The organism is Rheinheimera sp. ATLC3 (assembly GCF_059429535.1).
The window spans coordinates 2,062,390-2,086,190 of the sequence record NZ_CM182103.1 but is presented as its reverse complement, the minus strand read 5'-3'; the positions used below and the strand labels follow the sequence as shown (position 1 = coordinate 2,086,190).

General features: G+C 49.2%; 23 protein-coding genes and 1 riboswitch. Of the genes, 10 read left to right on the top strand and 13 right to left on the bottom strand.

The genetic code is table 11. The annotated features are described in order from the left end of the window. Nucleotides 1-87 precede the first annotated feature (87 nt). On the top strand, nucleotides 88-915 hold the full coding sequence (locus tag AC5SV9_RS09645) for an ABC transporter permease subunit (protein WP_397471645.1): 828 nt from the start codon (nucleotides 88-90) through the stop codon (nucleotides 913-915). After that, on the top strand, nucleotides 912-1,820 hold the full coding sequence (locus AC5SV9_RS09640) for an ABC transporter ATP-binding protein (RefSeq protein ID WP_475151968.1): 909 nt from the start codon (nucleotides 912-914) through the stop codon (nucleotides 1,818-1,820). Before AC5SV9_RS09645 ends, AC5SV9_RS09640 begins: the two co-directional genes overlap by 4 nt. Here the strand turns inward: AC5SV9_RS09640 and AC5SV9_RS09635 are convergent. Then, nucleotides 1,817-2,740: a matrixin family metalloprotease gene (locus AC5SV9_RS09635; protein WP_475151966.1), complete on the bottom strand. Its 924-nt coding sequence runs from the start codon at nucleotides 2,738-2,740 to the stop codon at nucleotides 1,817-1,819. The two genes, AC5SV9_RS09640 and AC5SV9_RS09635, sit on opposite strands and share 4 nt — an antisense overlap. Nucleotides 2,741-2,865: 125 nt before the next feature. Between AC5SV9_RS09635 and AC5SV9_RS09630 the strand changes: the two genes are divergently transcribed. Then, on the top strand, nucleotides 2,866-3,312 hold the full coding sequence (locus tag AC5SV9_RS09630) for an NfeD family protein (protein ID WP_134053135.1): 447 nt from the start codon (nucleotides 2,866-2,868) through the stop codon (nucleotides 3,310-3,312). 38 nt (nucleotides 3,313-3,350) lie between these two features. Beyond that, nucleotides 3,351-4,289, top strand: coding sequence for an SPFH domain-containing protein (locus AC5SV9_RS09625; protein WP_475151962.1), 939 nt, complete (start codon nucleotides 3,351-3,353; stop codon nucleotides 4,287-4,289). 58 nt (nucleotides 4,290-4,347) lie between these two features. On the opposite strand, the gene AC5SV9_RS09620 is transcribed toward AC5SV9_RS09625, so the two are convergent. Then, nucleotides 4,348-5,970 carry a methyl-accepting chemotaxis protein gene (locus tag AC5SV9_RS09620; RefSeq protein ID WP_475151960.1) on the bottom strand — a complete coding sequence of 541 codons (1,623 nt, stop codon included), beginning with the start codon at nucleotides 5,968-5,970 and terminating at the stop codon, nucleotides 4,348-4,350. Nucleotides 5,971-5,977: 7 nt separating this feature from the next. Next, on the bottom strand, nucleotides 5,978-6,937 hold the full coding sequence (locus AC5SV9_RS09615; protein WP_475151957.1) for a DMT family transporter: 960 nt from the start codon (nucleotides 6,935-6,937) through the stop codon (nucleotides 5,978-5,980). Nucleotides 6,938-7,364: 427 nt separating this feature from the next. Between AC5SV9_RS09615 and AC5SV9_RS09610 the strand changes: the two genes are divergently transcribed. From AC5SV9_RS09610 to AC5SV9_RS09595, 4 genes are all read left to right on the top strand, one after another. Next, nucleotides 7,365-8,291, top strand: coding sequence for an ABC transporter ATP-binding protein (locus AC5SV9_RS09610; RefSeq protein ID WP_134053129.1), 927 nt, complete (start codon nucleotides 7,365-7,367; stop codon nucleotides 8,289-8,291). Further along, nucleotides 8,288-9,049 (top strand): ABC transporter permease, encoded by a 762-nt coding sequence (locus tag AC5SV9_RS09605; protein ID WP_475151955.1) that lies wholly within the window; start codon nucleotides 8,288-8,290, stop codon nucleotides 9,047-9,049. Before AC5SV9_RS09610 ends, AC5SV9_RS09605 begins: the two co-directional genes overlap by 4 nt. Nucleotides 9,050-9,172: 123 nt before the next feature. Next, nucleotides 9,173-9,266, top strand: a riboswitch (cyclic di-GMP riboswitch). A 228-nt stretch (nucleotides 9,267-9,494) separates the two neighbouring features. Next, the gene (locus tag AC5SV9_RS09600) at nucleotides 9,495-10,847 is read left to right on the top strand and encodes a hypothetical protein (RefSeq protein ID WP_475151954.1); all 1,353 of its coding nucleotides are present in this window, start codon (nucleotides 9,495-9,497) and stop codon (nucleotides 10,845-10,847) included. Nucleotides 10,848-10,927: 80 nt separating this feature from the next. Then, a complete protein-coding gene (locus tag AC5SV9_RS09595; RefSeq protein ID WP_475151952.1) occupies nucleotides 10,928-12,028 on the top strand; it encodes a hypothetical protein in 1,101 nt (366 codons plus the stop codon). A 32-nt stretch (nucleotides 12,029-12,060) separates the two neighbouring features. On the opposite strand, the gene AC5SV9_RS09590 is transcribed toward AC5SV9_RS09595, so the two are convergent. The 8 genes from AC5SV9_RS09590 to AC5SV9_RS09555 form a co-directional block, all read right to left on the bottom strand. Beyond that, nucleotides 12,061-12,924 carry a hypothetical protein gene (locus tag AC5SV9_RS09590; RefSeq protein WP_475151951.1) on the bottom strand — a complete coding sequence of 288 codons (864 nt, stop codon included), beginning with the start codon at nucleotides 12,922-12,924 and terminating at the stop codon, nucleotides 12,061-12,063. Continuing rightward, nucleotides 12,921-13,775, bottom strand: a complete 855-nt coding sequence (locus AC5SV9_RS09585) for a DUF6999 family protein (protein ID WP_475151949.1) — start codon at nucleotides 13,773-13,775, stop codon at nucleotides 12,921-12,923. The genes AC5SV9_RS09590 and AC5SV9_RS09585 overlap by 4 nt, the downstream gene beginning before the upstream one ends. Continuing rightward, on the bottom strand, nucleotides 13,765-14,451 hold the full coding sequence (locus AC5SV9_RS09580; protein WP_475151947.1) for an iron-containing redox enzyme family protein: 687 nt from the start codon (nucleotides 14,449-14,451) through the stop codon (nucleotides 13,765-13,767). The genes AC5SV9_RS09585 and AC5SV9_RS09580 overlap by 11 nt, the downstream gene beginning before the upstream one ends. After that, nucleotides 14,448-15,554 carry a beta-ketoacyl-ACP synthase III gene (locus tag AC5SV9_RS09575; protein WP_475151946.1) on the bottom strand — a complete coding sequence of 369 codons (1,107 nt, stop codon included), beginning with the start codon at nucleotides 15,552-15,554 and terminating at the stop codon, nucleotides 14,448-14,450. Before AC5SV9_RS09575 ends, AC5SV9_RS09580 begins: the two co-directional genes overlap by 4 nt. Then, entirely contained in the window at nucleotides 15,551-16,123 is a 573-nt protein-coding gene (locus AC5SV9_RS09570) for a diguanylate cyclase (protein ID WP_475151943.1), read from the bottom strand. The genes AC5SV9_RS09575 and AC5SV9_RS09570 overlap by 4 nt, the downstream gene beginning before the upstream one ends. A gap of 114 nt (nucleotides 16,124-16,237) precedes the next feature. Next, complete coding sequence (locus AC5SV9_RS09565) at nucleotides 16,238-18,220, bottom strand: cache domain-containing protein (protein ID WP_475151941.1); 1,983 nt, start codon at nucleotides 18,218-18,220, stop codon at nucleotides 16,238-16,240. A gap of 109 nt (nucleotides 18,221-18,329) precedes the next feature. Then, a complete protein-coding gene (locus AC5SV9_RS09560) occupies nucleotides 18,330-18,578 on the bottom strand; it encodes a GNAT family N-acetyltransferase (protein ID WP_331924033.1) in 249 nt (82 codons plus the stop codon). Next, a complete protein-coding gene (locus AC5SV9_RS09555) occupies nucleotides 18,575-18,841 on the bottom strand; it encodes a hypothetical protein (RefSeq protein WP_475151939.1) in 267 nt (88 codons plus the stop codon). The genes AC5SV9_RS09560 and AC5SV9_RS09555 overlap by 4 nt, the downstream gene beginning before the upstream one ends. A 152-nt stretch (nucleotides 18,842-18,993) precedes the next feature. On the opposite strand from AC5SV9_RS09555, the gene AC5SV9_RS09550 reads away from it, so the two are divergent. Then, entirely contained in the window at nucleotides 18,994-20,229 is a 1,236-nt protein-coding gene (locus AC5SV9_RS09550; protein ID WP_475151936.1) for an NRAMP family divalent metal transporter, read from the top strand. A 111-nt stretch (nucleotides 20,230-20,340) separates the two neighbouring features. Here the strand turns inward: AC5SV9_RS09550 and ilvN are convergent, their stop codons facing one another. Next, entirely contained in the window at nucleotides 20,341-20,832 is a 492-nt protein-coding gene (gene ilvN, locus AC5SV9_RS09545; RefSeq protein WP_475151934.1) for an acetolactate synthase small subunit, read from the bottom strand. Nucleotide 20,833: 1 nt separating this feature from the next. Beyond that, nucleotides 20,834-22,591 (bottom strand): acetolactate synthase 3 large subunit, encoded by a 1,758-nt coding sequence (locus AC5SV9_RS09540; RefSeq protein ID WP_475151932.1) that lies wholly within the window; start codon nucleotides 22,589-22,591, stop codon nucleotides 20,834-20,836. A gap of 351 nt (nucleotides 22,592-22,942) precedes the next feature. On the opposite strand from AC5SV9_RS09540, the gene AC5SV9_RS09535 reads away from it, so the two are divergent. Next, nucleotides 22,943-23,788, top strand: a complete 846-nt coding sequence (locus tag AC5SV9_RS09535; RefSeq protein WP_475151929.1) for a tetratricopeptide repeat protein — start codon at nucleotides 22,943-22,945, stop codon at nucleotides 23,786-23,788. Nucleotides 23,789-23,801 lie beyond the last annotated feature (13 nt).

The window sequence follows — 23,801 nt, the reverse complement described above, 5'->3', positions numbered from 1 at the left end:
ATGATTTTAAACGATTATAAAGTTGGCATTAATACTGCTTTATGAGCCTTGCTTATACCAACAATAACGACTGCACAGGACGATGCGATGGCAAATCCGCTTTCTACCATACAACAATGCCGGTTATATGCTGGCTTTGAACTACAACGTTTATGGCTTACCCGCCGTGGCCTGATGACCCTGGCCGCTACTGCTGTTATCTGGTTTTTTCTGCTGCGTTATGCCATAGCGCCTGCCAGCGATCTTATCAGCGCTGACGGTTTTCAGCAGTTTTTCCGTGATGTGTTTGGCAGCGGTGGGCTGACCCAGTTATTTGCCTGGCCGGCACCAGAGCTGGCGGTGTATTGGGTGCTGAGTTTGCTTATTCTGCCGACATTTTGCTTATTCTTTACTGCCAATCAGCTATGTAGTGATTTAGAGCGCGGCACTTTGCGCTTTCTGGCTTTACGTTCCAGCCGTGCCGGTATCGTGCTGGGGCGTTTTTGCGGACAGATGCTGGTACAGGGCAGCTTAATTTTGCTAACCCTGGCGGCCACCTTATCGCTGGCTGCCTGGCGTGAAGGTGGTATCAGCCTGGCGATGCTTACTGCTGCTATCGTTATTGCGGTAAACCTGCTGCTGGTGTTACTGCCCTTTACTGCGCTGATGAGCTGTTTTTCTGCCATGGTGCGCTCAGCCAGGCTGGCAGTCAGTCTGGCTATTGTTAGCCTGGGTTTAGTTTTTGCGCTGCTTAGCTGGTTTATTTTTTACTTCCCTGACTACCTGTTTGTCATGGGCTATCTGCCCGGTACCCAGGTGCTGCAGTTAATCCAGCTGCAGGGGTGGATCACCTTGCAACATGCACTGTTACCGCTGGCGCAAACCGCCGTACTGCTAACGGCTGCAACCTTACTGCTGAAACGGAGAATGTTATGAACACTATTATTCAGTGTCAGGGTGTCAGCCAGGCTTTTGGTAGTAAAAAGGTATTGCAGCAACTTGATTTTACGCTGCAGCAAGGTGAAGTGGCAGCACTGATAGGCCCCAATGGTGCAGGCAAAACCACGTTATTCAGTATTCTGTGTGGTTACTTAAAGCCAGATAGTGGCACTGTGCTGTTGTTCGGCCATAAGCCTGGCAGCGCCGCGCTGTTTGGCAAGGTTGCCGCGCTGCCACAGGATGCCCAGTTCGATCCGGCATTTAGTATAGGCGAGCAGCTGGACTTTTATGGCCGCTTGCAAGGGCTGAGTAGCAAAGCTGCCAGGGCAGAAACCGAGCGGGTGCTGGCACTGGTTGGACTGAGTGAACAGCGCCAGCATAAAGCCGGTGCACTGAGCCATGGTATGCGTAAAAGGGCCGCTATAGCACAGGCATTTATTGGCGCACCGCAGCTGATTTTACTCGATGAACCTACTGCCGGGCTGGACCCGGTAAATGCGTTGCAAATCCGCCAGCTTATCAGCCGTTTAAGTGCTGAAGTCAGTTTTGTTATCAGCTCCCACAATATTTTCGAGTTGGAGCAACTGTGCAACAAAGTGCTGTATCTGGAACAGGGTCGATTAAAGACAGAAACGAACAGTAATGCCGACAGTCAGCAACAATACCTGACACTGCAGCTGGAGCATGATGACACAGCTGCCGTGACACAGGCGTTGACTGAATTGCCCGGCGTTGTCAGCATTGAGGCGCTGCAGCAGAAAACACTGTTACTCTGCTATCAGGCCCAGCAAAACGCTGATTTCGATCTGGCGGTATTGCAGTGTCTGGCTGCCAATGGCTGGCGTTATCGCAACCTGACTAAAGGTAAAACCTTAGAGCAAAAACTGTTCAGCAGCGTTTAAAGGCCGCATTGTGCTTTAAGTGCCTGAATATCGTCAGCGGTCAGCCGGCTTTGCTGGGTATTCAGTGCTGCATGCATTACTGACGCCGGGTTGTCGGTATGGCCGACACCCAGCGCATGGCCAAATTCGTGCGCTATAGTCAGTTGTAAATCGGTCAGCGTTTTATAAGCGAAAATAGTCATCACACGCTGCTTGCCGCGTATTTCCATCAGGCCGACTTCGGTTTTGGCGACTTCAGTAGTTTGCTGCGGTAGCAGGGCATTGCGGTCAGCCACAGTGTCGTTAATGTATTGCTGTTCACGCAGTAATCTTTGCTGTTCGGCATTAAGATTGTCGGCCTGCTGCTGCAATTGTTGCTGACGCTGGTTCAGCTGCTGCTGCTCGCGTTGTAAGGCGCTGCGATCGGGTGAGGCTTGCTGCACTTTGCGTTCAAAGGCGGCGACATCGGCGGCAAATTGCTGGTTTTGTGCCTCAAATTGCTGTTGTTGCTGTTGCAGCCGGGCACTTTGCTGCTGCAAACCGGCCACGCGCTGGCTAATGTTGGTGTCGTAGCGGTCAAGGTTACGTTGCAGTAAGGCGTGCTGCAGCACCTGCTGCTGACGTTCATCGTAGGCAAAATTTATCGCAAAACCATCAAGGCTGTCGTAACGAAACAGTTCGATACCAAAGGCCTGGTTCCATTGCATAGCGGCACTGTGAGCGGCTTGTTCTGCCTGCTCCAGCGTTAAATCAAATGCCGGGTCCAGCTGGCCTATACGCCAGCTTACCGGCGCTTTACACAGATACTGCTGCATCGCATTGTCGGCGTAGTCCTGCAGCACCTTCGGTAGCTGAGGTTTCTTTTGCATCAGGCCCGCCAGCAGCTGATAACTGGCGTACACCAATGCGGTATAAAACAGCACACGCAATAACAGTTTCATTTACACCTCAATAGACAAGCAGCTGCTTAACATAGCTTGTTACAAAGCCATTTACCGGTTCAGATTGACCACTTTGTATGCCTTAAGTTAATGTGCAGCATAACAATTGTTAAGGAGCAAATTAAGTGAATATTGCGACGCTGTGGATCATTGCCGGTATTGTATTGATCCTGACAGAGTTAATGGCGACCAGTATTGTGGCAGTATTTTTTGGTATTGCGGCGATAGCAGTGGGGTTATTGCTGAATTTTGGCCTGATCGACAGCTACAGCATGCAATTCTTATTGTTTGGCGTATTGTCATTGCTGCTGCTGTTTACCGTGCGCGGCCATTTTAAACGCTGGTTTGTCGGTTACACCGCCGACAGCAACGAGCAACCCTCACGTTTTGCTGATGACATCGGCCGCCGTGTCACTGTGCATACCGATTTTAACCAGGGCGCAGGTCGCGTCGTACTAAACGGCGTGCAATGGGACGCTGAATCTGCTGATAATCTGCATGCCGGCGATGTTGCCTGGGTAGTGGCCAACCATGGCATTAAGCTGGTGGTATCAGCGGTTAAGCCTGACTAATTTTATCCAACCTGCCATCTGTTTAAGGAGTAAATCTGATGGGTCCAATTGATATTAATACTATTTTAATGGCCGGCTTTGCGCTGGCGGTCATCATTACCATTGTTAAAACCGCCCGGGTGGTACCGCAGAAAAGTAATTATGTAATAGAGCGGCTGGGTAAATATTCGCGCACGCTGGATTCGGGTTTTCATATTCTGATCCCCTTTATCGACAAAGTAGCCTATGTACATAGCTTAAAAGAAGAAGTGATCGATGTGCAGCGCCAGACCTGTGTTACCCGGGACAATATCCAGGTAGGCATAGATGGCATTTTGTATCTGCAGGTAATAGATCCGCACAAGGCCAGCTATGGCATTAACGACTACCGTTACGCTTCTGCCCAGCTGGCCCAGACGACAATGCGGTCTGTTATCGGCCAGACTGATCTGGATAAAACCTTTGAAGAACGCGCCAAAATTAATGAAGAAGTGGTAAAAGCATTGGATGAAGCCGCAGCCCCCTGGGGCGTGAAAGTACTGCGCTACGAGATTGCCGACATTGAACTGCCTATCAGTATTAAAGATGCCTTAGAGCAGCAAATGCGTGCCGAACGTGAACGCCGGGCTGCTATCGCCAAATCAGAAGGTGAGCGCCAGTCGATGATTAACGTATCAGAAGGCCAGAAGCAGGAAGTGATTAACCTGTCTGAAGGTGACAAGATGCGTCAAATAAACGAAGCCGAAGGCCGCGCCCGAGAGATTGAACTTATCGCGATTGCCACGGCAGAAGGCATACGCAAAATTGCTGAGGCCATTAATCAACCCGGTGGCTCTGAGGCGGTAAGCCTGCGGGTTGCAGAGCAATACGTAAAAGAGTTCGGTAACCTGGCAAAAACCAATAACACCATGATAGTGCCGGCAGAGCTGGCCAATATCGGCGGTGCGGTAGCCGGTTTAACGGAAATCTTAAAAGTGGCACAGCCAAAAACGAAGTAGATATCTGTTTTAGTTTGCAGAGCCGGCAGCATGCCGGCTTTTTGTTTATTTTGGCAGGTTACAGTTTAAAGCGGGTCAACAGCTCGTTTAGATCAACTGCCAGTCTGGACAGTTCGTGTGCTGAGGCGCTGGTTTGGTTGGCACCGGCAGCTGATTGCGTTGCTAAATCGCTGATATTGACTATGTTGCGGTCTATATCGCGTGCTACTTTTGCTTGTTGCTCTGCCGCACTGGCTACAACCAAATTACTATCGCTGATGCGGTTAATCTGATCGCTTATCGTCGCCAGTGCCTGGCCTGCCGCTGTCGAGACTTTTAGGGCTTCCTCTGCTGTCATAGTGCTTTGGTGCATCGCATCAACGGCATTCCCTGTCTCGGTGCGTATCTGTGTAATGATTTGCTCAATTTCCCGGGTGGAAAGTTGAGTGCGATGTGCCAGCGCTCTTACTTCGTCGGCGACGACAGCAAAACCTCTGCCGGCTTCGCCGGCTCTGGCAGCTTCAATAGCAGCATTTAATGCCAACAGGTTGGTTTGTTCAGCGATGGCGCGAATCACATCCAGTACAGTACCAATTTGCTGTGATTGGCTGGCCAGGTTTTGCACCAGCTCTGATGTGGTGGCTATCTGTTCATTCATGCGGTGAATAGAGCTTACGGTATTCTCAACCTGGCGTCTGCCTTCATGGGTCACTCTGGCTGATTCTGCAGAGGCCTCTGAGGTTGATGAAGCCGTATGAGCAACTTCATCTACTGCAGAGCTCATTTCTGTTATTGCGGTGGCGGCTTGCTGAATTTCATCATTCTGTCGCTGAATGCCCCGTGACGCATCTTCTGTTACTGAGTTTAACTCTTCTGCGGCAGACGCCAGCTGGGTTGAAGAGTTAGCGATATGACTCAGCGCATCGCGCAGGCTTTGCTGCATCTTAAGTAAAGCCGAGGATAAACGCGCAGCTTCATCGGCACCCGTTACGCTGACAGTGCGGGTCAGATCGCCACCGGCAACCGTTTCAGCCAGCGCAACGGCCTCAGATATAGGCACAGTAATACTGGTTGTAAGCAGCATAGCAATGCCGATACTCGTTGCAGCGACAATAACAATTACAGCGACCACCCACACTTTACCACTTTGGTAGGTAGAAAAAGATCGCCCGCTGATATCGGCGGATATTTTCTGATTAAGTTCGGCCAGACTAACCAGCTCTTGGGTCATTTCGTTGGAGAAGCTGTTCAGGCTGTCCAGTTGCAGCAAAGCGCTGGGTTTGTCGGACTGTAGCAGGAAGTTGACTACCTGCTGCTGGCCGCCTTCGTAATTGGCTTTGGCTCGCAAAAATGCATTATATATCTGCTGTTCCTGGTCTGAGCTTATCAGTTGCTCATATTCATGCTGGTAGCGGTTAACGTCTTGTTTAACCTGCTCTAACCGGGCCAGCGTGTCCGTTTCTGCCCGGGCATCCTCTGCTGCCAGTAAACGCAGGGTAAATACCCGTATCCGCATCATGTTCAGGTTAAGGTTCGACAGGGTATTCAGGCTGGGAATGACATTGCCCTCAATCACGCCGGCGACCTGCCGCATTGAAGACATACTGTTTAGTGAAAACAGCCCCAGTATCAATACCAGCAAGGTTGTCAGAGCAAACCCACTTAGCAAACGGTTACGAATTCCTATCTGGCGTATCATCATATATCCCTCATCTGTCATTGTTTTTATACGAAAGCAGGTTTGTGTCGACGGTCTGCCGTTTTACTTTGTGTGTATTGAGCAAGGCGACAGTAAACCCCAACAGTGATATCGCGACACCCAGGTATTGCGTCAGGCCTGGCAGCTGGCTGTTAAACGGCAGACCGACGCCTAGCGCTATGGCGGGTGACAGCGCCGGAAACATCGCTGCACGACGGGTGCCCAGGTACTGAGCTGCTTTAGAAAAAGCAAAGATGGCAACTACACCAGACAACACACCTTGTACCAGTACTTGTTGCCATAATAGGGTAGAGTCCAGCATCATTAAGGCCCATGGGCCTTTAAAGAATAAATAAAGCGGTATATAAAACAGTGCGGAGTATACCGACACCAGAATAAGTGCTGTCAGCGCACTGATACGCCACAGCCGCAGCAGTAAAATAAATACGGCCAGCATGGCGCCCGACGTAGCAAACATCAGATCTGAGTTTACTTGGTGCGCCAAAGTGTCAGAGCGGGGTTCGACCACCAGCATCAGGCCAGCTATTAAAATGCCCACGCCCAGCCCCCATTGCCAGCTAAACCATTCTTTTAAAATAAGTACCGATAATATAATACTGCACACAATCAGCGTGACTAACTGAATAAAGGCGCCGTGTACCAGAGGAGAATAATGGTAACCACCCAGTGCAAACCATAACAGCAGCGGCCCGGCCAGCACAGACAAAACCAGGCGCTTTTGCCAGCCAACACGCACGGCAGGTTTGTGTATAACCAGCAGCGGGCTGAGCAGTAAGCCCGAAGTACTGTAACGGATAAAAGCGATATCCCAGGCGGACATTCCCGCAGCGATACCATGAAATGACATCGCTAACCAGCCACCCCATAACAGCGCCACAATAAAGCCATAATAAACCCCCTCAACCAACATGCTCTGGCTGTTCTCACCGGCAAATCTGTTGTGTGGCATAGTACTTCCCTGCTCCAATCAACATAGTTCCCGAAACCGTAGATCTTGCTCAATATTCACAAGTACGATTTTCGTTTGAAATTTACAGAAAAGAGTATCGTAAGTTATTGAAACAGATCAACTTTTTTATATTTTTATAGCTAGTTTCTTGTTTTATTACCACAGTAATTGCATTTGGTCGTAAATTAGGTACTTTCTGGCGCAAAATTGTGCTGGCTGGCATGAAAAAAATTCGTCGCACCAAAATGGTTGTTCATGCTTTTTTTTTGTAGGTTAGTCGGTAAATTCAGTCTGCAATCAATCAAAATTAGCTGCTTGACCTCAGGTTAACCTGAGGTATTAGGGTGTGCGGCGTTCATATAGCAACCGGCTTTTACGTCGGTTTGCGCTACACTGGTTACGCAAATTCAGCGATGCAGGAGGTCAAGTGCAGTCTGTTATTCAGGTTAATCATTTAAGCAAAACCTATCCGTCAGGTTTTCAGGCGCTGCAGAATGTGCAGTTAGAGATCCGGCGCGGCGAAATTTTTGCGCTTTTAGGGCCAAACGGTGCCGGTAAAACCACGTTAATCAGCATCATCTGCGGTATTGTCAATCCGGGCACTGGCACTGTGTTGGTTGATGGTCTGGATATTGTTAAACAATACCGGCAGGCCCGACAGCGGATCGGGCTGGTACCGCAGGAGTTGTCGGTCAGTATTTTTGAAACCGTCTGGGATACAGTTAGTTTCAGCCGGGGCTTATTTGGTAAACCGGCCGACCCCGCCTATTTACAGCAACTGCTAAAGGACTTGTCGCTGTGGGATAAAAAAGACAGCAAAATTATGGCGTTGTCTGGTGGCATGAAACGGCGGGTGTTAATTGCCAAGGCGTTGGCGCATCAGCCGCAGATCCTGTTTCTGGACGAACCCACTGCGGGTGTCGATGTTGAATTGCGCCGGGATATGTGGCAAATGATCCGCCGGCTGCGTGACAGTGGCGTGACTATTATTCTGACCACGCATTACATTGAAGAAGCAGAAGACATGGCTGATCGCATCGGCGTCATCCGGGCCGGTAAGCTGGTGCTGGTCGATGACAAAAGCAGCCTGATGCAAAAGCTGGGTAAAAAACAACTGCTCCTACAGTTGGTTGAACCGCTACCTGAAATTCCGCCTGCGCTGGCAGCGTACCAGTTGCAACTGTCTGCCGACAACAGGCAACTCATCTACACCTATGACGCACAGCAAGAGCAGGCCACCATTACTACCTTATTGCGTCAGCTCAATAGCTTAGGTGTAGAGTTCAGCGATTTGAATACCCGGGAAAGCTCACTGGAAGATATCTTTATTGGCCTGATCGGAGATGCAGCATGAACTTTTACGCTATCAAAGCTATTTACCTGTTCGAGCTGGCGCGTACCTGGCGTACTCTGATGCAGAGCATTGCCTCGCCGGTATTGTCTACATCGTTGTACTTTATCGTGTTTGGCTCAGCGATTGGTTCGAGAATGGTCGCTATTGACGGTATCAGCTATGGTGCCTTTATTGTACCCGGCCTTATCATGTTGACCGTACTGACGGAAAGCACCTCTAATGCTTCTTTTGGCATTTATATGCCAAAATTCTCTGGCACTATCTATGAGATTTTGTCGGCGCCGGTTTCAGCCATCGAAATTATCCTTGGTTATGTCGGGGCAGCTGCCAGCAAAGCTATTTTGCTTGGATTAATTATTCTGCTGACAGCAAGATTTTTCGTCGACTTCAGTATTGAACATCCGATATGGATGCTGGCATTTTTGGTGTTAACTGCCATTAGTTTTAGTTTATTCGGCTTTATTATCGGTGTGCTGGCAAACAGCTTTGAGCAACTGCAGATAGTACCGCTGATGGTGATTACACCGCTGACATTTTTAGGCGGCAGTTTTTACTCGATCAGCATGCTGCCGCCACTATGGCAGCAAATCACGCTGTTTAACCCGGTGGTGTATTTAATTAGCGGTTTTCGCTGGAGCTTTTATGGCGTGGCCGATGTTAACGTAGGCCTGAGCCTGGCGATGATTTTATTGTTTATGGCACTGTGTATCGGTGTGATCTGCTGGATTTTCCATACCGGCTATAAAGTTAAAACATAAAAGACATTGGAGATTAACATAGCTCGATAGAAACGCTCACGAATAAAAAGCTTGTTAAAATGTTAAATTTTGTATAACTTTTCAATTGTTAAGTCAGCATTTATTTTAATTGTGATTGCTGGTTTTTAAGAGGGGCAAACTGTTCCGAAAGGGCAGGACGCAAAGCCGCTGGTCTAAAAACTTTTACTCAAAGTGAATGATGGCAGTGGTTGCATTAGCTTAGCCGCATTTCTTTAATGTCTCGCATGGCGGTAATCTCACCGTTATCTGGTTATGTCTACTTATAAGCCTTTCTTTCCATCTATCGCATGGCGTAACCGGCATAGATGGCACGTTAATACGACACTAAAATTGTAAAAATACCAAGCTTGGGATTCCGGAGCTTCTTATTTATATCAGCCAGATATGAGATTAAAGCATTACGTTCTGCGAAAGGGAGAGAGATATGGTTCGTTATTTAAAACCGATTTTGTCGGCTTGTTTAAGTCTGTTGTTGCTAGCCTCATGCGCGCAAAGCAAAGCGCCGGAAAAAATGCCGACCTATCCGCATAGTGATATTGATATAAAATACTCAGTTAGACATTTTGAAGCCGACGTAACGCAATCTGTAGAAAAATTCACCGGAAACTATATTACTCAACAACAACTGGAAAGAATTGTACAAACGAGGTTTGTAAGTTTATTAAAAGAAAATAATCTTTTGGCATCTGACAGAGATATGAATGTAGTTGATTTGGATATATTTGTTGACTACTCGCGCCGTTTTGTTGGCGACGAAACACCTTTCCCTGCACCAAAATTGGTTGCGCCAATAATTTCATTACACGAAGCCAGTTACCTGGGGGATGTTGTGATCCGCCACAAAATAACCACAGGATTGGCGTTAAAAGATATATTTAATGGCCTGACTACCCATAATGTGGAGTTGGAATATAAGACGGCCGATGCGATTGCGAATAGCTTGTTACTGCGCTTAAAAAGTATAAATCAGTATGATAAAAATGCTTTTGCCGCCATGACCAGTGGTATGACACCTCAGCAGATTGAGAAAAAGCGGCAATACACCCCTAAGGTAGCGCTAACCACAGTAAAACCTGTTGGATTAACGACAGAACAATATTTACCTGAAGAGTTGATACAAGGGTACCTGAGTTCGCTAGCGCAGGGCGACACTGCTGCGCGTATCGCGGTATACAAACAGCTGATAGCTGAATGGGTCAATAGCACGGCAGTATATGATGTGATTAATGAAAGAGTGTTAGCTAACTATCAAAATACCACTGATATGGGTGAAATGATTTGGGCGATAAAAGCATTGGCATACTCAGGCTTGGAGCGTTACCGTTCAACGCTTGATACGGTGCTGCAAGGCAATACCCCGCCAAAATTACAAAATTATGTTGAAGACTATCTTAGCGCTATGGCTACCCGGATAGAGCAAGCTAGAGTGATCCATGATATATCAACTATGTCCCCGGAGCTTGATTGGCAAACTAACCAACTATTGAATATGTTGCGTAGCAGCGATGCTGACCTTCGACTCTATGCGGTAAAACAAATTTATAAACAGCATCTTACGAACGAAACGTTGTTAGACGAATTAAGCCGCATTTTACAACAGGAAGCCAAGATACCGCGCCACCGTTATGGCAAATTTGCAGATTTCCATGCCTGGAGTTGCCGGGTACTGGGGAGCTCGGGCAACAGTAAATACAAATCGGTACTGACAGATCTGGCTGAAAATGCTCACATGTACAAAGTGCGGGAATTTGCCGAGAAATTTGGTAAAAAACTCTAACCAGTCTTTACAAAAGATATTTTAAATCATTGGTTTCGGTTTTTATCTGATGAGCTATTGAAGCGTAAAGGGGAGAAGTGGTGTTGAAGTATTCATACTTGTTGGCGTTTTCTATCGTGCTCTTTTCATTGTCTGCATGTAGCTCAGGTAAAGTTGCTGCGCCAGCGCAACCGAATACAAGACTACAGCAGGCCGTTGCGTCAGAACCCAAGAAACCCAGGCTGAAGATAAATCACTCGGTACATATACTAACTTATGCTTCCGCATCACGTGATCGTTGTATGTCCGCATTTGACGAAGCTGGAATTTTGTTAAAAAAATTCTATGACGGCAGCCAGGAAAGCCTGAAGCAGGGATTGATAGAGAACCAAGAAAATATTCACGCTGAATTGATGAAAATTAAGGAAAAAGTTCAGAAAAACTCAGCTAAAACCGTGCCCCGTTTGACACAGTTACTAAAAAGCGACGATGCTTTTATTGCAAATATGGAGCAAGCTGTCGCTGCCTGTGACAATTCATTGTTGTCATTAATTGATATGGTTACCAGCGATACCGATGTTTTTCCAGCCGATGGTCAAGTTTTGCCTGCGGAAATTGTTAGCGAGCGTTATAACAGAATCGTGAATCCGCAATTAATTGCGTTGGAATTGCTTTATACATTCGAAGCTAATGAATATGCAGACTATGACGCTTGGTTGTCTGCACAGTATCAATTTGTTTTGATGATGCAGCATGTCTACAAAGAGTTGCAGATTGTTGCCAACGCTTTTTTTAACAATGGTGCGTTACCTGATGCTGCACATTATAAAGCTGCTCAGAGTAGCTTTGTTAATTTAAAAGCAAATGCAAAGACTGAACTCAGTATGTTGTCAGGCATGGAAATGCTACTAAAACTTGCTGCAGCGAACGCTCAGAAAGCTGAAATTGAGACATTAAAGAAAAAGGTAAACTTACAGAGTGAGTTTGATGCTGTTTTGGCAGATTTTGAACCAAGTTACATTACAATGCTTTCTGAATTATCGAAGAGTGACCCCGACGACAACATAGTTTTGGAATCATTGAACGTATTGCTTGTTTCTGTAATTGGCAATGAACTAACCAGAACAAGGTTCCGCAAGCAATATATGCAACGTTTGTTAAGTACATTGGACGCTGCCGTTAAACATAAAGAACAAGAATGACTTTTCTATATGCGAAATGGCCTTATTTGGGGTTAGTTAGTATCACCAATACTTTTATGCAGTAATGCAATCAATGTCGTTATTATTTTAGGTTCACGCCAGTACTGGTTATGCGACAACGGGTTCCAGCTGGCGGCCAGCCAGCCGAAAAAGCCACCTGCGGCATTTACTTCGATATCCGTAACCAGTGCTGCATAGCTGTCAGACAAGTCGGCCAGCGGCCAGCCTAACACATCGTCTTTATCGTAATAGTTATGCCAGATAAAGTCGTGGCGGGGTTTGGTAAAGGGTACAATTTGCTCGATGGCATGGGCGGCAACAAAAATTGGAATATTACAGCCGGTTGTAATCAAGGCTGTCAGCCGATCGCCACGTAAAAAAGCAATATCATCATCGGTTAATGGTGTATCGCCACTGATACCCGCCTGATAACGTTTTATATCCCGCCAGATACCGGCGGCAGGTTTAACGCCGGCTTTGGCTTGTTGCGCATCCCACAAATAGCATGACAACACATGACAGCCCAATGAGTGTGCCAGTAATACCAGTTTGCCATCTGCGGTCAGTTGCTGTTTGGCCAGATACAAGGCGCGGGCTATTTTCAATTGGCTGTAATGGTACAGGCTGTGCGGCTGCTCTTTGCGATGTTCCAGGGCGGCAGCGTCGGCAAAACCGAATAACATAAAGCGGCGCAGCTTACTCCAGCGCAGCCTGAAACCCGTGGCTTGCCACACCCGTTGTTCGTTATATTGCAGTAGATCCTGATAATACACTGTGCCGCAATACAGCTGCGCAGGCTGCACCAAGCCCTGTTGCACCGTCTGGAATAACGTTGCCGCGTAGTCGGGTTCGGTTTCGCCCATACCGTGTATCGTTACCAGTGCAACCTGCTTCATACGTCAGTTTTCTCTGTGCTATAGCGCTGCTGCAGGTAGGCATACAAGTGCTCGGTAAAAAAACCGTGCATGAGAAAACGCTGACCCAGGTTCCAGGGCCCGACCAGATAATGCGGATATTTGTTATAGGCCATTTCAGTCAGAGTGTTATCGCTGACTAAATGGCCTATACGGATAGCAATTGACTGGTCGAGGTTAAAACCGTTAATCGCATCACGGTATTCTTCACGTGTTAGCAGCAAGCAGAACAAACACATAAACAGCGCATGCGAGGTTTCAAAATCCAGCTTTTGTGTGCGTTTTTCCTGAAGCTGAAACTGCGCCATATCAAGCGGTTGCCAGTGCTGCCAGTTAAGCTCTGCATTACTGCGTGGCGTGGCTGGTTTTTGATGGCGGCCAAGTTCGGCAAACAGGCGGAATAGCTCCTGATCGTGCTGCACAAAACTGGCATGCTGCATATCGGCAATACATTTTGGGTAAAGCTGAACCGGCGTCGCTGTATCGCTGCCACTGTTGGCCGCCAGAAAATTCAGGATATTCGATTCAGTGGCGTAGTGACGTAAAATCAGTAAGTTCGCTTCTTTGCTGACAAAATGTGTACAAAACCAGCAAATCAGCCGCTGCAGCGTGGTGTGGGCACTGAATTGTGGTAGCGGCAGGCGCTTAAACAGCCAGGTAAGATGCAGCAAAATGGCGAAAATAAACTGCAGCAGCGGGCGGATGCTCCAGCGTAGCGGGTTTTGTAGATCTTGCTGCCATAAATCCAGCGCGGCCTGCTCAATGGGCAGTGAATTGTCATTGGCGATAGCTTTTATATAGGCGCTGGGACCGTGGTTTGGCTTAATACTCATTATCGGTTTCCTCCAGCTGCAGGCAATACAGCCTTGCGGTGACACGGGCGGTGCGCACTATTGCGTTAAGCTGCTGCGGGCTTTGGCATAGCCGGTCAATCAGCTGATACAGCTTTTGCATATGGTCGTCGTCGTTGGCGCCGTGGTAGCGCATAAAACGGGTATAGCTGCCATCGCCGCCGGTGCAGCTGTCTATCTGGCCGGCCCAGCCGCTGGCCATTTTTTGCCCTAAGCCTTCGATTATCCACATAGCGCCAATTAAATCGACCGGGTTAGGCTGGCTGGCACGGTACATTAAAAAACCATGTAATGCCTCAGTGCCAACATTACGCGCTGCACCCTGAATATCGCTTAAGCTGCCACCTGCAGCCATATAATCCTGCTCCAGCATTTCGTAGTCGCGGTGCTCTTCGCGGGCATGACCGATGATTACCGAGCGCACATCGCTGTAATCGCGGTCAAAACTTGAGGCACAGCGGCTGATCCAGCGCGAGCCTTCAATAACCTGCTGGCGCCAGTTTAGCAGCAGCTGACAATAATCGGCTTTGCTGAACTGGCCGCGCTCAAGCCGTTGCAGCAAAGGTACCCGGCCAAGCTGGCGTTCAAATTCAAACCACACCCGCATCAGGGCTTGTAAACATTGTTGCCCTTGCGGGCTTAACAGCTGCTCGGTCATGCTTCCACCACTGTAAGTTGCATATAAGCATTATTAAAACGGCCGCTTTCGGGCACCATGCATAAGATAGTATCGCCAACATTGTATGGCTGAGTGCGGCGAAACTCGTCCAGCATAATAAAAATGGAGGCGCAGCCGGTGTTGCCGCGGCTATACAGATTGCTGTACCACTTATGTTCGGCTATGCCCACACCGGCGCGCTGCATCATGTCGAAAATTTTGCCGCGAAAATAATGCGAGGAATAGTGGCACAACACATGGTCTATGTTATCCGCTTGCACCCGGCCTTCGGCGATAAGGCGTAAATAACCATCGACACCAAGCTTTACGATATTCTCCAGCAACCTGACATCCTGCCGGATCAACAGAGCGCCATCGGCTTCGGCGGCGGCATAGGTTGGGTAATCCTGCCAGCTGCGATTGATACTGTTGTCTGTCGGGTAACCAACGCTCATGCATACCGGGTAAGCATCGGCATGGGAGAAACTGCGGATCCAATCAATGCGAAAACACTTATTACGTGGCTGGGTTTCCAGCAGCAGGGCGCCGGCGCCATCCGATAGCATCCAGCGCAGAAACTCGGCGTTAAAATCCGGCGCTGTGCCCGCCGCCTCATAGCGGCTGGCTTTAAACAAGCGTGAAGTCAGTTCACTTGCCACTACCAGCGCATTTTGCTGCTCACCGGCTTTAAGGTTAGTAAAAGCCGCTTTCAAAGCCATCAAGCTGCTGGAGCAAATACCATGGCTGCTGTGCAGCTCTATATCGTTAAGCCCCAGCTCGGCCTGCAGCATAGAACCAAAGCCAGGCAGCACAATATCGCCCTGGCTGGTGGCGGCGCTGAGCATTTTGATCTGGCGTTTACCCAGAAAGCTCTGGCTCAGGCAGTGCTCGGCGGCTTTGGCTGCCATAGCAGCATTGGAAATAGTGGTATTGTGGTTGGCATCTATGGCGTAGTGGCGGCTTTTAATACCATTTGACTGCAAAATACGCCGTTTCAGCCGGCTGGGTTTGCCATGTACATAGCCCAGCAGCGGCTCCATCTCGTCGTTGCTGATGGCCGGCCCGGGTAAAAAGTGGCCGCTGGACGTAATATAAACACTCATGCGCTTACCCGCCGCTGTTTTAATGCTGCCAGCAGACAACGCAGGTTTTCTTCCATGTAAGGCAGTACACATACCAGTGCCATAAAGCCAAGGTAGTACGGCAGGTAAGTGTCACCGCCGTGGGCGTACGGCATACGGGCAAAGTAAAATTCGCCCTGCCAGTCAAAGCTGATTAACTTAATAAAGACCGGATAATTAATCACGATGATCAGCAGCAGCATATAAAGCGGCAAAGTGGCCAGATAATTGTGGGCATGCATCTCCCAGACGCTGATATGCCGTTTCGGCGCAGCATAGTGCACGTCGTAATGCGCCACGGCCTCGTGGGCCAGCCAGGCGGCTATACAGATCAGCATAATCAGTACATTTACCTGAAACAGCAGACACAGCAGGATAGGTATTGCCATCTGAATACCCATTAACGAGTGCACCAGCGACTCTTTCAAACCTGACGTATGCTCAATACGGGTAGCACGGTGGCAGCACCAGTCGATAAAACCGGCGATACCCCAAAGGGGTAAAAACACATAAAGCATTAATTGGATCAGTAACTGGTTGGTTTGCAACACCTTACTCCTGTTGGTGCGAATACTGCGCCGTACTATAGCTTAAGGTTAATGGTTTGTAGATAGGTTTATGCATAACCTGCGGTCTACTGTGGTGCACATGAGCGTTGATATCACTTATATACGCAGCAGTAAGCAGGCGAACAGTTGGTTCTGATAACCGTCGCTGGTTTTATATTCGCGGTAACCTTTGGTCGGTGCAATCGCCACCAGAAATTGCTGACCGTCCAGCTCGCACTGTCGCGTCAGCGCTTGTTGTAACGCCTGGTGATACAGCTCTGCTGGCAATGGCAGCATTGTGCCGGCCTGCCATTTAGCGTTTACGGCGGAAATAATCCGGCCGCTGGCATCGGTAAAGCAGGCGCTGTAGCCGGCTTTTATGTTGCCGTGTTCATCTTTAGGCAAAATATCGCTTAGCATGGCGCTGAACTGTGGTGTGCTGTCAAACACCAGGCCAATACCACCAATAACCTGTCCGCTATCAGATGGGTGAAATAGTGCAGCATTGTAGATATAGGTGGGTTGCTGTTGATACAGCTGGCTTGGTACAAAATCACTGACGACATATTGCTGTGGCTGTGACAGTTTAAGACAGGCTTCGGCAGCACTGCTAGTTTCCATGACGCCGCCCGCATCGCCGGTTGAGCAGGCGACAAGTTGTAACCTGGCGTCGTATAAATAAATTGTCTGGTAAACCGTGTACAGGCCATTGATGTACGCCAGTTGCTGCGTTAGTAATTGGCGCTGTTCCGCTGAGATGTTGTGCTGCGCTAAGGTGTGACGGAAGCTGGCATTCTGCGCCCACCAGCGGCAGTCATTGGCCCGCTCGTAAAGGTTACGGTCCATGATGTCGGCAGCCAGTTCTGCCAGTGTAGTCAGCTCGAGCAACTGGCTGTGCATAATAGTGGCTGCTAACTCGTCGATTGAAGAGGAGAACACCTGATAAATGTCCTGCCCGATGCCTCTGATGGCGTTCAGTACCGGAATAAACTCTATGGCATGCTTGCGTGCTGCCGCTATCTCGCCGTTTAGTACAATCAGGCTGAGTTCGTCATTAACCTGCATCGACTCGAGTTTAATTGCTGACAATGCCGGGAACAGGCCGGTCTCGGCCAGTGTGTTGTCAGTGGCCGGCAAGGTAGACGTTTGTGTCAGTGTATCCAGCGGCGTCCACATCTGCACCTGCCAGCCGGGGCCGTAGTACTGCTGATAACCACGGCTGCTGGCCACGCTAATCAAATAGTTTTTCTGTTCATGCCGCTGCAGCTTCAGGCGCTGTACCGTTTCAGCTTTGCTCAGTACAGGCAGTGTTGTCTGGTCCGAGCTGAAGGCCACACTGCCGTCGGCCGTAACCAGCGCCATAATACTGTGCTGGTTAGCCATCAGCAGTTTGCTGAAAATGGTATTTAGCTCATCAGCAATATTAAAACACAGGCATAATACTCCCAGTACCTGTTGCTGTGCGTCGTATACCGGTTGCGAGTAAATCAGACTTAAGGCTTTATCCGGCTGTAAATCAGAATAGCGGCAGGTTTCGGTATAGCTGCTGCCCTGGGCCAGGCTAAGTTGCAGCAAAGGATCATGCGAGTGCGTTGCACTGTGCTGTTGGTTAAGCCGCAGTAAAATACGGCCATCCATAGCCAGCAGTACAACATCGTCATACACGGAATAGTTTGCTACGTAATGCTGCAGATGGCGCAGCAAAGCGGCGTGCTCTGTCTCCTGCGTATCAGCTTGCGCCATAAACTGACAGATTTGCTGATCGGTTGCCAGAAAGCCAATATCGGCAGTGCGCTCAAACAGGTTGCGTGTTAGCACATCCATTGCCATCTGACAGCAGGCTTTGTCGTACAGCAGCACTTTGCGGGTTTGTTCCTGCAGCAGGTTGTCTATCAGTGTATGTTGCAGCAGATTGAAGCGCTGCTTGGTAACATCCATACTGGTTAAAATGTCGGAGCCCAGCCGCAGGCTGTTAATTTTGCCGATCAGGCTGACTTTGCCCCACCAGTCATCCAGTTGCTGCAGTTTTACCTCATGCCCTTTTACGCCTGGCATCGTGGCTTTAAGCACGTCTTTATGTTGTTCAACAAACTGCTGCATAACCTGTTACTGCTCCCTGCTTTGCCATTAACGGCCCGGCAGGTTATGCAAACAATTTGCCAATTCAGGGAAAACGTGCGAAGTGGTGTGTAGAGGCAGTGATGGCGCTCTAACGCAAAAACTTCTGTACGTACCAGCAGCTGGCAGTTATCTGGTATTGCTGGGCTTTGGCCCATGCCAGGCCGTGGCGAACCAACTTCTCTGCCAGGCCTTTGCCGCGAAATTCAACCGGCACAAAGGTGTGGTGAAAATTGATAACCTTGCCCGTTATTGCATAGTCCAGTACAGCTTCTGCACCATCCAGGTGCAATACAAAGCGCTGCTGCTGCGGTTGATGTTGCACTTCTGCGGTTGTCACTCGTCATCTCCCAGCCAGGGCGTTTCAGGCAGTTGTGCCAGGTGGGCAGCATAACGTTCTAAATTAAAACTTTGCTGATGTTCAATCACATCCACCATCTCCGGTGCCAGCGCGCAGGCGATTAGCTCGATGGCTTCATCCCGGCTGTGGCCTGTCATGCGCAGGCGCATCAGGGTTTCGGTTACCTGCTTTGGGTAATTGTCGGCCAGCTGGTTCTCGACAACTTCAAATAACATGGCCTGATCAAGCAGTTCTTCGCTCATAAATACCTCAGTGTTGTAGCGGCTTGCGGCCAGTATGAAAGAATTCGCAGGCATTGCCAATGTACAGCAGAAAAAACCGCCTACCCAATAGTAATTAACCGGGCCTTTGGCTAAGCTGGGCGCAACAAAAATTACAATACAGAACAATAACTATGCAGCAACAAACTGGCTGGCGTAGCCGTTTTCAGGCATTAGGGCCGGGAATTCTGATGGCAACTGCCGCAATTGGCGGTTCGCATTTAGTGGCATCAACTCAGGCCGGTGCTTTATTTGGCTGGCAACTGGCATGGCTGATTTTGCTGGTCAATGTGCTGAAGTATCCGTTCTTTCGCTTTGGCGTAGAGTATACGTTAACCCGCAAAGAAAGCCTGTTACACGGCTATCAGCGCAAAGGCCGCGGCTATTTTTATAGTTTTATTGTGCTGAATGTTATTGCTGCCGTGGTCAATACAGCAGGTGTACTGTTGCTAACCGCCAGCTTGCTGCAATACGCCTTGCCTGGCAACATTTCAGTGACACTGTTGTGCTGGCTTATTCTGGCGTTATGTTTGCTTATTTTGCTGTTGGGTCATTACAAGGCGCTCGATAGCGTATCGAAGCTGATCATGACGTTACTGACAGTTACTACGGTAATAGCAGCAGTGATTGCCTGGCACAACGGCGCTCAGGCACCGGCCGGCTATGTTGGCCCATCGCCGTGGACGTTAGCCAGTTTAGGTTTTCTGGTCGCGCTGATGGGCTGGATGCCTGCACCGATTGAAATTTCGGCAATAAGTTCACTCTGGCTGCAGGCGAAGCAACGGCAAACACATATTACCCGCGCTCAGGGGCTGTTCGATTTTAATCTTGGTTACTGGCTTACAGCGGCGCTGGCGCTGGTGTTCCTGTCACTGGGGGCACTGGTGCAGTATGGTAGCGAGCAGCCAATAGCACTGGCTGGCACTGCTTTTGCGCAGCAGCTCATGCAAATGTATGCCAGCACTATAGGCCAATGGGCCCAGCCGCTGGTGGCCTTTATTGCTTTTTTATGTATGTTTGGCACCAGCATTACTGTACTAGATGGCTATGCCCGCACCTTACATGCGTCTTTTGAGCAGCTGGGGGTTATTAAACACAAAGCAGCGCTGAACTACTGGTTATTGGCACAGGCCGCTGCCGGTATGGCATTAATCCTGTTTTTTAAAGCGGCTTTGGCGCCAATGCTGACGTTTGCCATGACACTGGCTTTTTTAACCACACCGGTATTCGCCTGGCTAAACTACAGCCTGATGCGTGGCGACGGCGCTATAGTGCTCAGTAAACCGCTGAAGCTGCTGAGTTGGCTGGGTTTAGCGTATTTGATTGGTTTTGCGTTGTTGTTTCTGGCCTGGTTTACCGGTGTGGTTTAACTTCAGAAGCAGGCTGGAAACTCGACCCGGTTGCCACAGAGTGTCTGAGCGCACGCTTTAGCGTGACCGAGTTGCTGTGGCGAGCCGGGGGGGAGTATTGCAGCCGTGTTTTTACAACGCCAGGGTTTTTTCACCGCGGGCGATACCTGAAGCGCCGCTGCGCACCACTTCCATAATGGGGGTAGTGCCCAACGCCTGAATAAAGGCATCCAGTTTGTCACTGGTACCGACCAGTTGAATAGTGTAAGTAGCAGGGGTGACGTCGATAATCTGGCCGCGGAAAATATCGGCGCAGCGTTTTACTTCTTCGCGCTGGTTACCAGTGGCTTTCACTTTGACCAGCATCAACTCGCGTTCAATATGTGCGGCTTCGCTGATGTCCGATACTTTTACCACCTCTATCAGCTTATGCAGCTGCTTACTGATTTGTTCGATAACCTGATCGTTACCGTGGGTGACCAGTGTCAGGCGTGATAAAGTTGCGTCGTCAGTTGGAGCCACGTTCAGCGAGTCTATGTTATAGCCGCGCTGGGCAAACAAGCCTACCAAACGTGCCAGAGCGCCGGACTCGTTTTCCAGCAGAACAGAAATAATATGCCGCATGTTAAGTCCTCTCTGTTTTGCTTAAAAACATGTCATTCATCGCACCACCAGGCACCTGCATGGGGTAGACGTGCTCTTTCGGGTCGATATGAATATCTAAAAACACCAGTTGATCTTTCAATGCAAAAGCACGTTCTAACGCCGGTTGCAGCTCTTCCGGTTTGGTTACCCGAATGCCTACATGGCCATAAGCTTCAGCCAGTTTGACAAAGTCTGGTAGTGAGTCCATGTAAGAGCTGGCATAGCGGCTTTCATAATTCATGTCCTGCCACTGCTTTACCATGCCCAGGTAACCATTGTTCAGGTTAATAATCTTCACGCCGAGGCCGTATTGCTTGCAGGTCGACAGTTCCTGAATGTTCATCTGGATAGAACCTTCACCCGTTACGCAGACGACATCGGCGTCCGGGTAATTCAATTTAACGCCCATAGCGGCAGGCAGGCCAAAGCCCATGGTGCCCAGGCCGCCAGAGTTAATCCAGCGGTTGGGCTGATTGAATTTATAGTACTGGGCAGCGAACATCTGATGCTGGCCAACGTCACTGCACACATAGGCTTCGCCTTTGGTGATTTTACTCACCTGCTCAATAACATACTGCGGTTTTAACAGCGGGGCGTCAGTATCGTAGCGGCCACCATGTAGGCTGCGCCAGTGCTCAATTTGCTGCCACCACTGTGTCAGGGCTGAGGCATCCAGTTTTTTCTTTTTCTGTTTCAGCAAAGCCAGCATGTCGGCCAGCACTGGCTGTACCAAACCGACAATAGGAATATGCGCGTTCACCGTTTTACTGATACTGGCCGGGTCGATATCGATATGAATTATGGTGGCATCCGGGCAGAACTTTTTAGTGTTGTTGGTCACCCTGTCATCAAAGCGGGCGCCGACCGCCAGAATGAGATCAGCATGGTGCATGGTCTGGTTCGCTTCGTAGCTACCGTGCATACCCAGCATACCAATAAATTGTTTATCATCAGCCGGGTAAGCACCTAACCCCATCAGGGTATTGGTGACAGGCAGGTTTAGCAATTGTGCCAGTTCGGTCAGCTCTGCTGACGCTTTACCTAAAATTGCACCGCCACCGGCGTATAACACAGGCTTCTTCGCTGCCAGTAATGCTGTAACGGCTTTTTTGATCTGGCCAGCATGGCCCTGTTGTTTCGGCTGATAAGAGCGCAGGCTAACATCGCTGGGGTAATGATACGGAAACTTCTGATCAGGCATCGTCATATCTTTTGGAATATCCAGCACCACCGGGCCCGGGCGGCCACTTTGGGCGATATGAAACGCCTTTTTAATTAACAGCGGGATGTCTTCCGGCCGGCGTACGGACATATTATGTTTGCAGATAGGCCGTGAAATACCGAGCATATCGGTTTCCTGAAAGGCGTCTCCGCCGATCAGATGGCTCATGACCTGGCCGGTTAACACCACCATTGGAATCGAATCCATATAGGCGGTCGCAATGCCGGTGACGGCATTAGTGGCACCCGGGCCGGACGTTACCAGTACAACACCGGCTTTGCCACTGGCACGGGCGTAAGCATCGGCCATGTGCGTGGCAGCTTGCTCATGCCGCACCAGCACATGTTTGACTTTATTTTGCTGAAACAGCGCGTCATAGATATGTAATACGGCGCCACCCGGGTAGCCGTACAGGTATTCAACGCCTTCATCGGCAAGAGCGCGAATTACCATGGCGGCACCGGACAACATCTCGGTTGTTCTGGCTAAGTCGGCTGACTTGGTCTGGCTGGTCATCTTGATTTCTCATAGTTTGATGTGGCAACGACAACACACCACGGCTTTGCGGACAAAGTCGCGGGTGAATAACTTAAACAGCACTTCTGTGCTGTTTTATTCTGTTTGCTACGTGGACTGGTTAAACAGGATAAGCTGTTAAACTCAAACTATGGCGCTATGGTTATTTGCTGCTGTGCAGTCGTTTTTTAATGCGCCTGTTTAATTTACGTGATAGCCAGCCCGATGTCGATGCTTTTTCTGTCGAATTTGCTGCTTTTATCAGCATTTACAAGGCTTGCAAAGCCACTGTTATGCCCACATAGTAGTTAACATAGCGATATAAACCACTAACACAGGATTTCAGGTTTTATGTTACAGCCGATCGTTGACGTATCTTTGAGCAATGCCCGCGAAGTACTGGATGCTTCCATGCAGAAACTGGTGCTGTTTCAGTTCTGGTCTGCCCGCAGTGAGGGTTGTAAACAACTAAGCCCGGTGTTAGAGCGGATTGTGCAGCAATATCCACAGCAGCTGTTACTGGCCAGGGTTGATTGTGATAAAGAGCAGGACCTGGCGATGCAGTTTGGGGTGCAGTCACTGCCTACCGTAATGTTTATTAAGCAAGGCCGCCCGGTGGATGGTTTTGCCGGCGTTGAGACAGAGCAGGCTATCCTGACTAAGCTGGCGGCTTATTTGCCAAAACCGGAAGATGAGTTGCTGGCAAAAGCCGAGCCATTACTGGCAGCGCAGGATTATGCCGCTGCTTATCCGTTGTTAAAAGATGCGCTGGCGCTGGCACCTGAGCGCACCGACATTAAATTGTGGCTGGCTGATACGGCGATAGGTCTCGGGCAGTTGACTCAGGCCGAGGCTATGCTGGCAGAGATAAAACTGGCGCAACAGGATGCGTTGTATAAGTCTGTACTGGCTAAGCTTCAACTGGCAAAAGAAGCTGCCGACACCCCGGAAATACAGGCATTAGAGGCCGCACTGCGCAATGAACCGGCTAACAACGAATTAAAAGAAAAGTTGGCGGTGCAGTACCAGGCGGTACAACGTAGTGAAGAAGCATTAGCGCTGTTATTTACCGTATTACAGCAGGATTTAAATTTTGGCAGTAGCAAAAAACTGTTTCTGGATATTCTGGCTGCCCTGCCAAAAGGGGATAGTGTGGCCAGCCAATACCGGCGCAAGTTATACAGCTTGCTGTATTGATATCAGGGTGGCG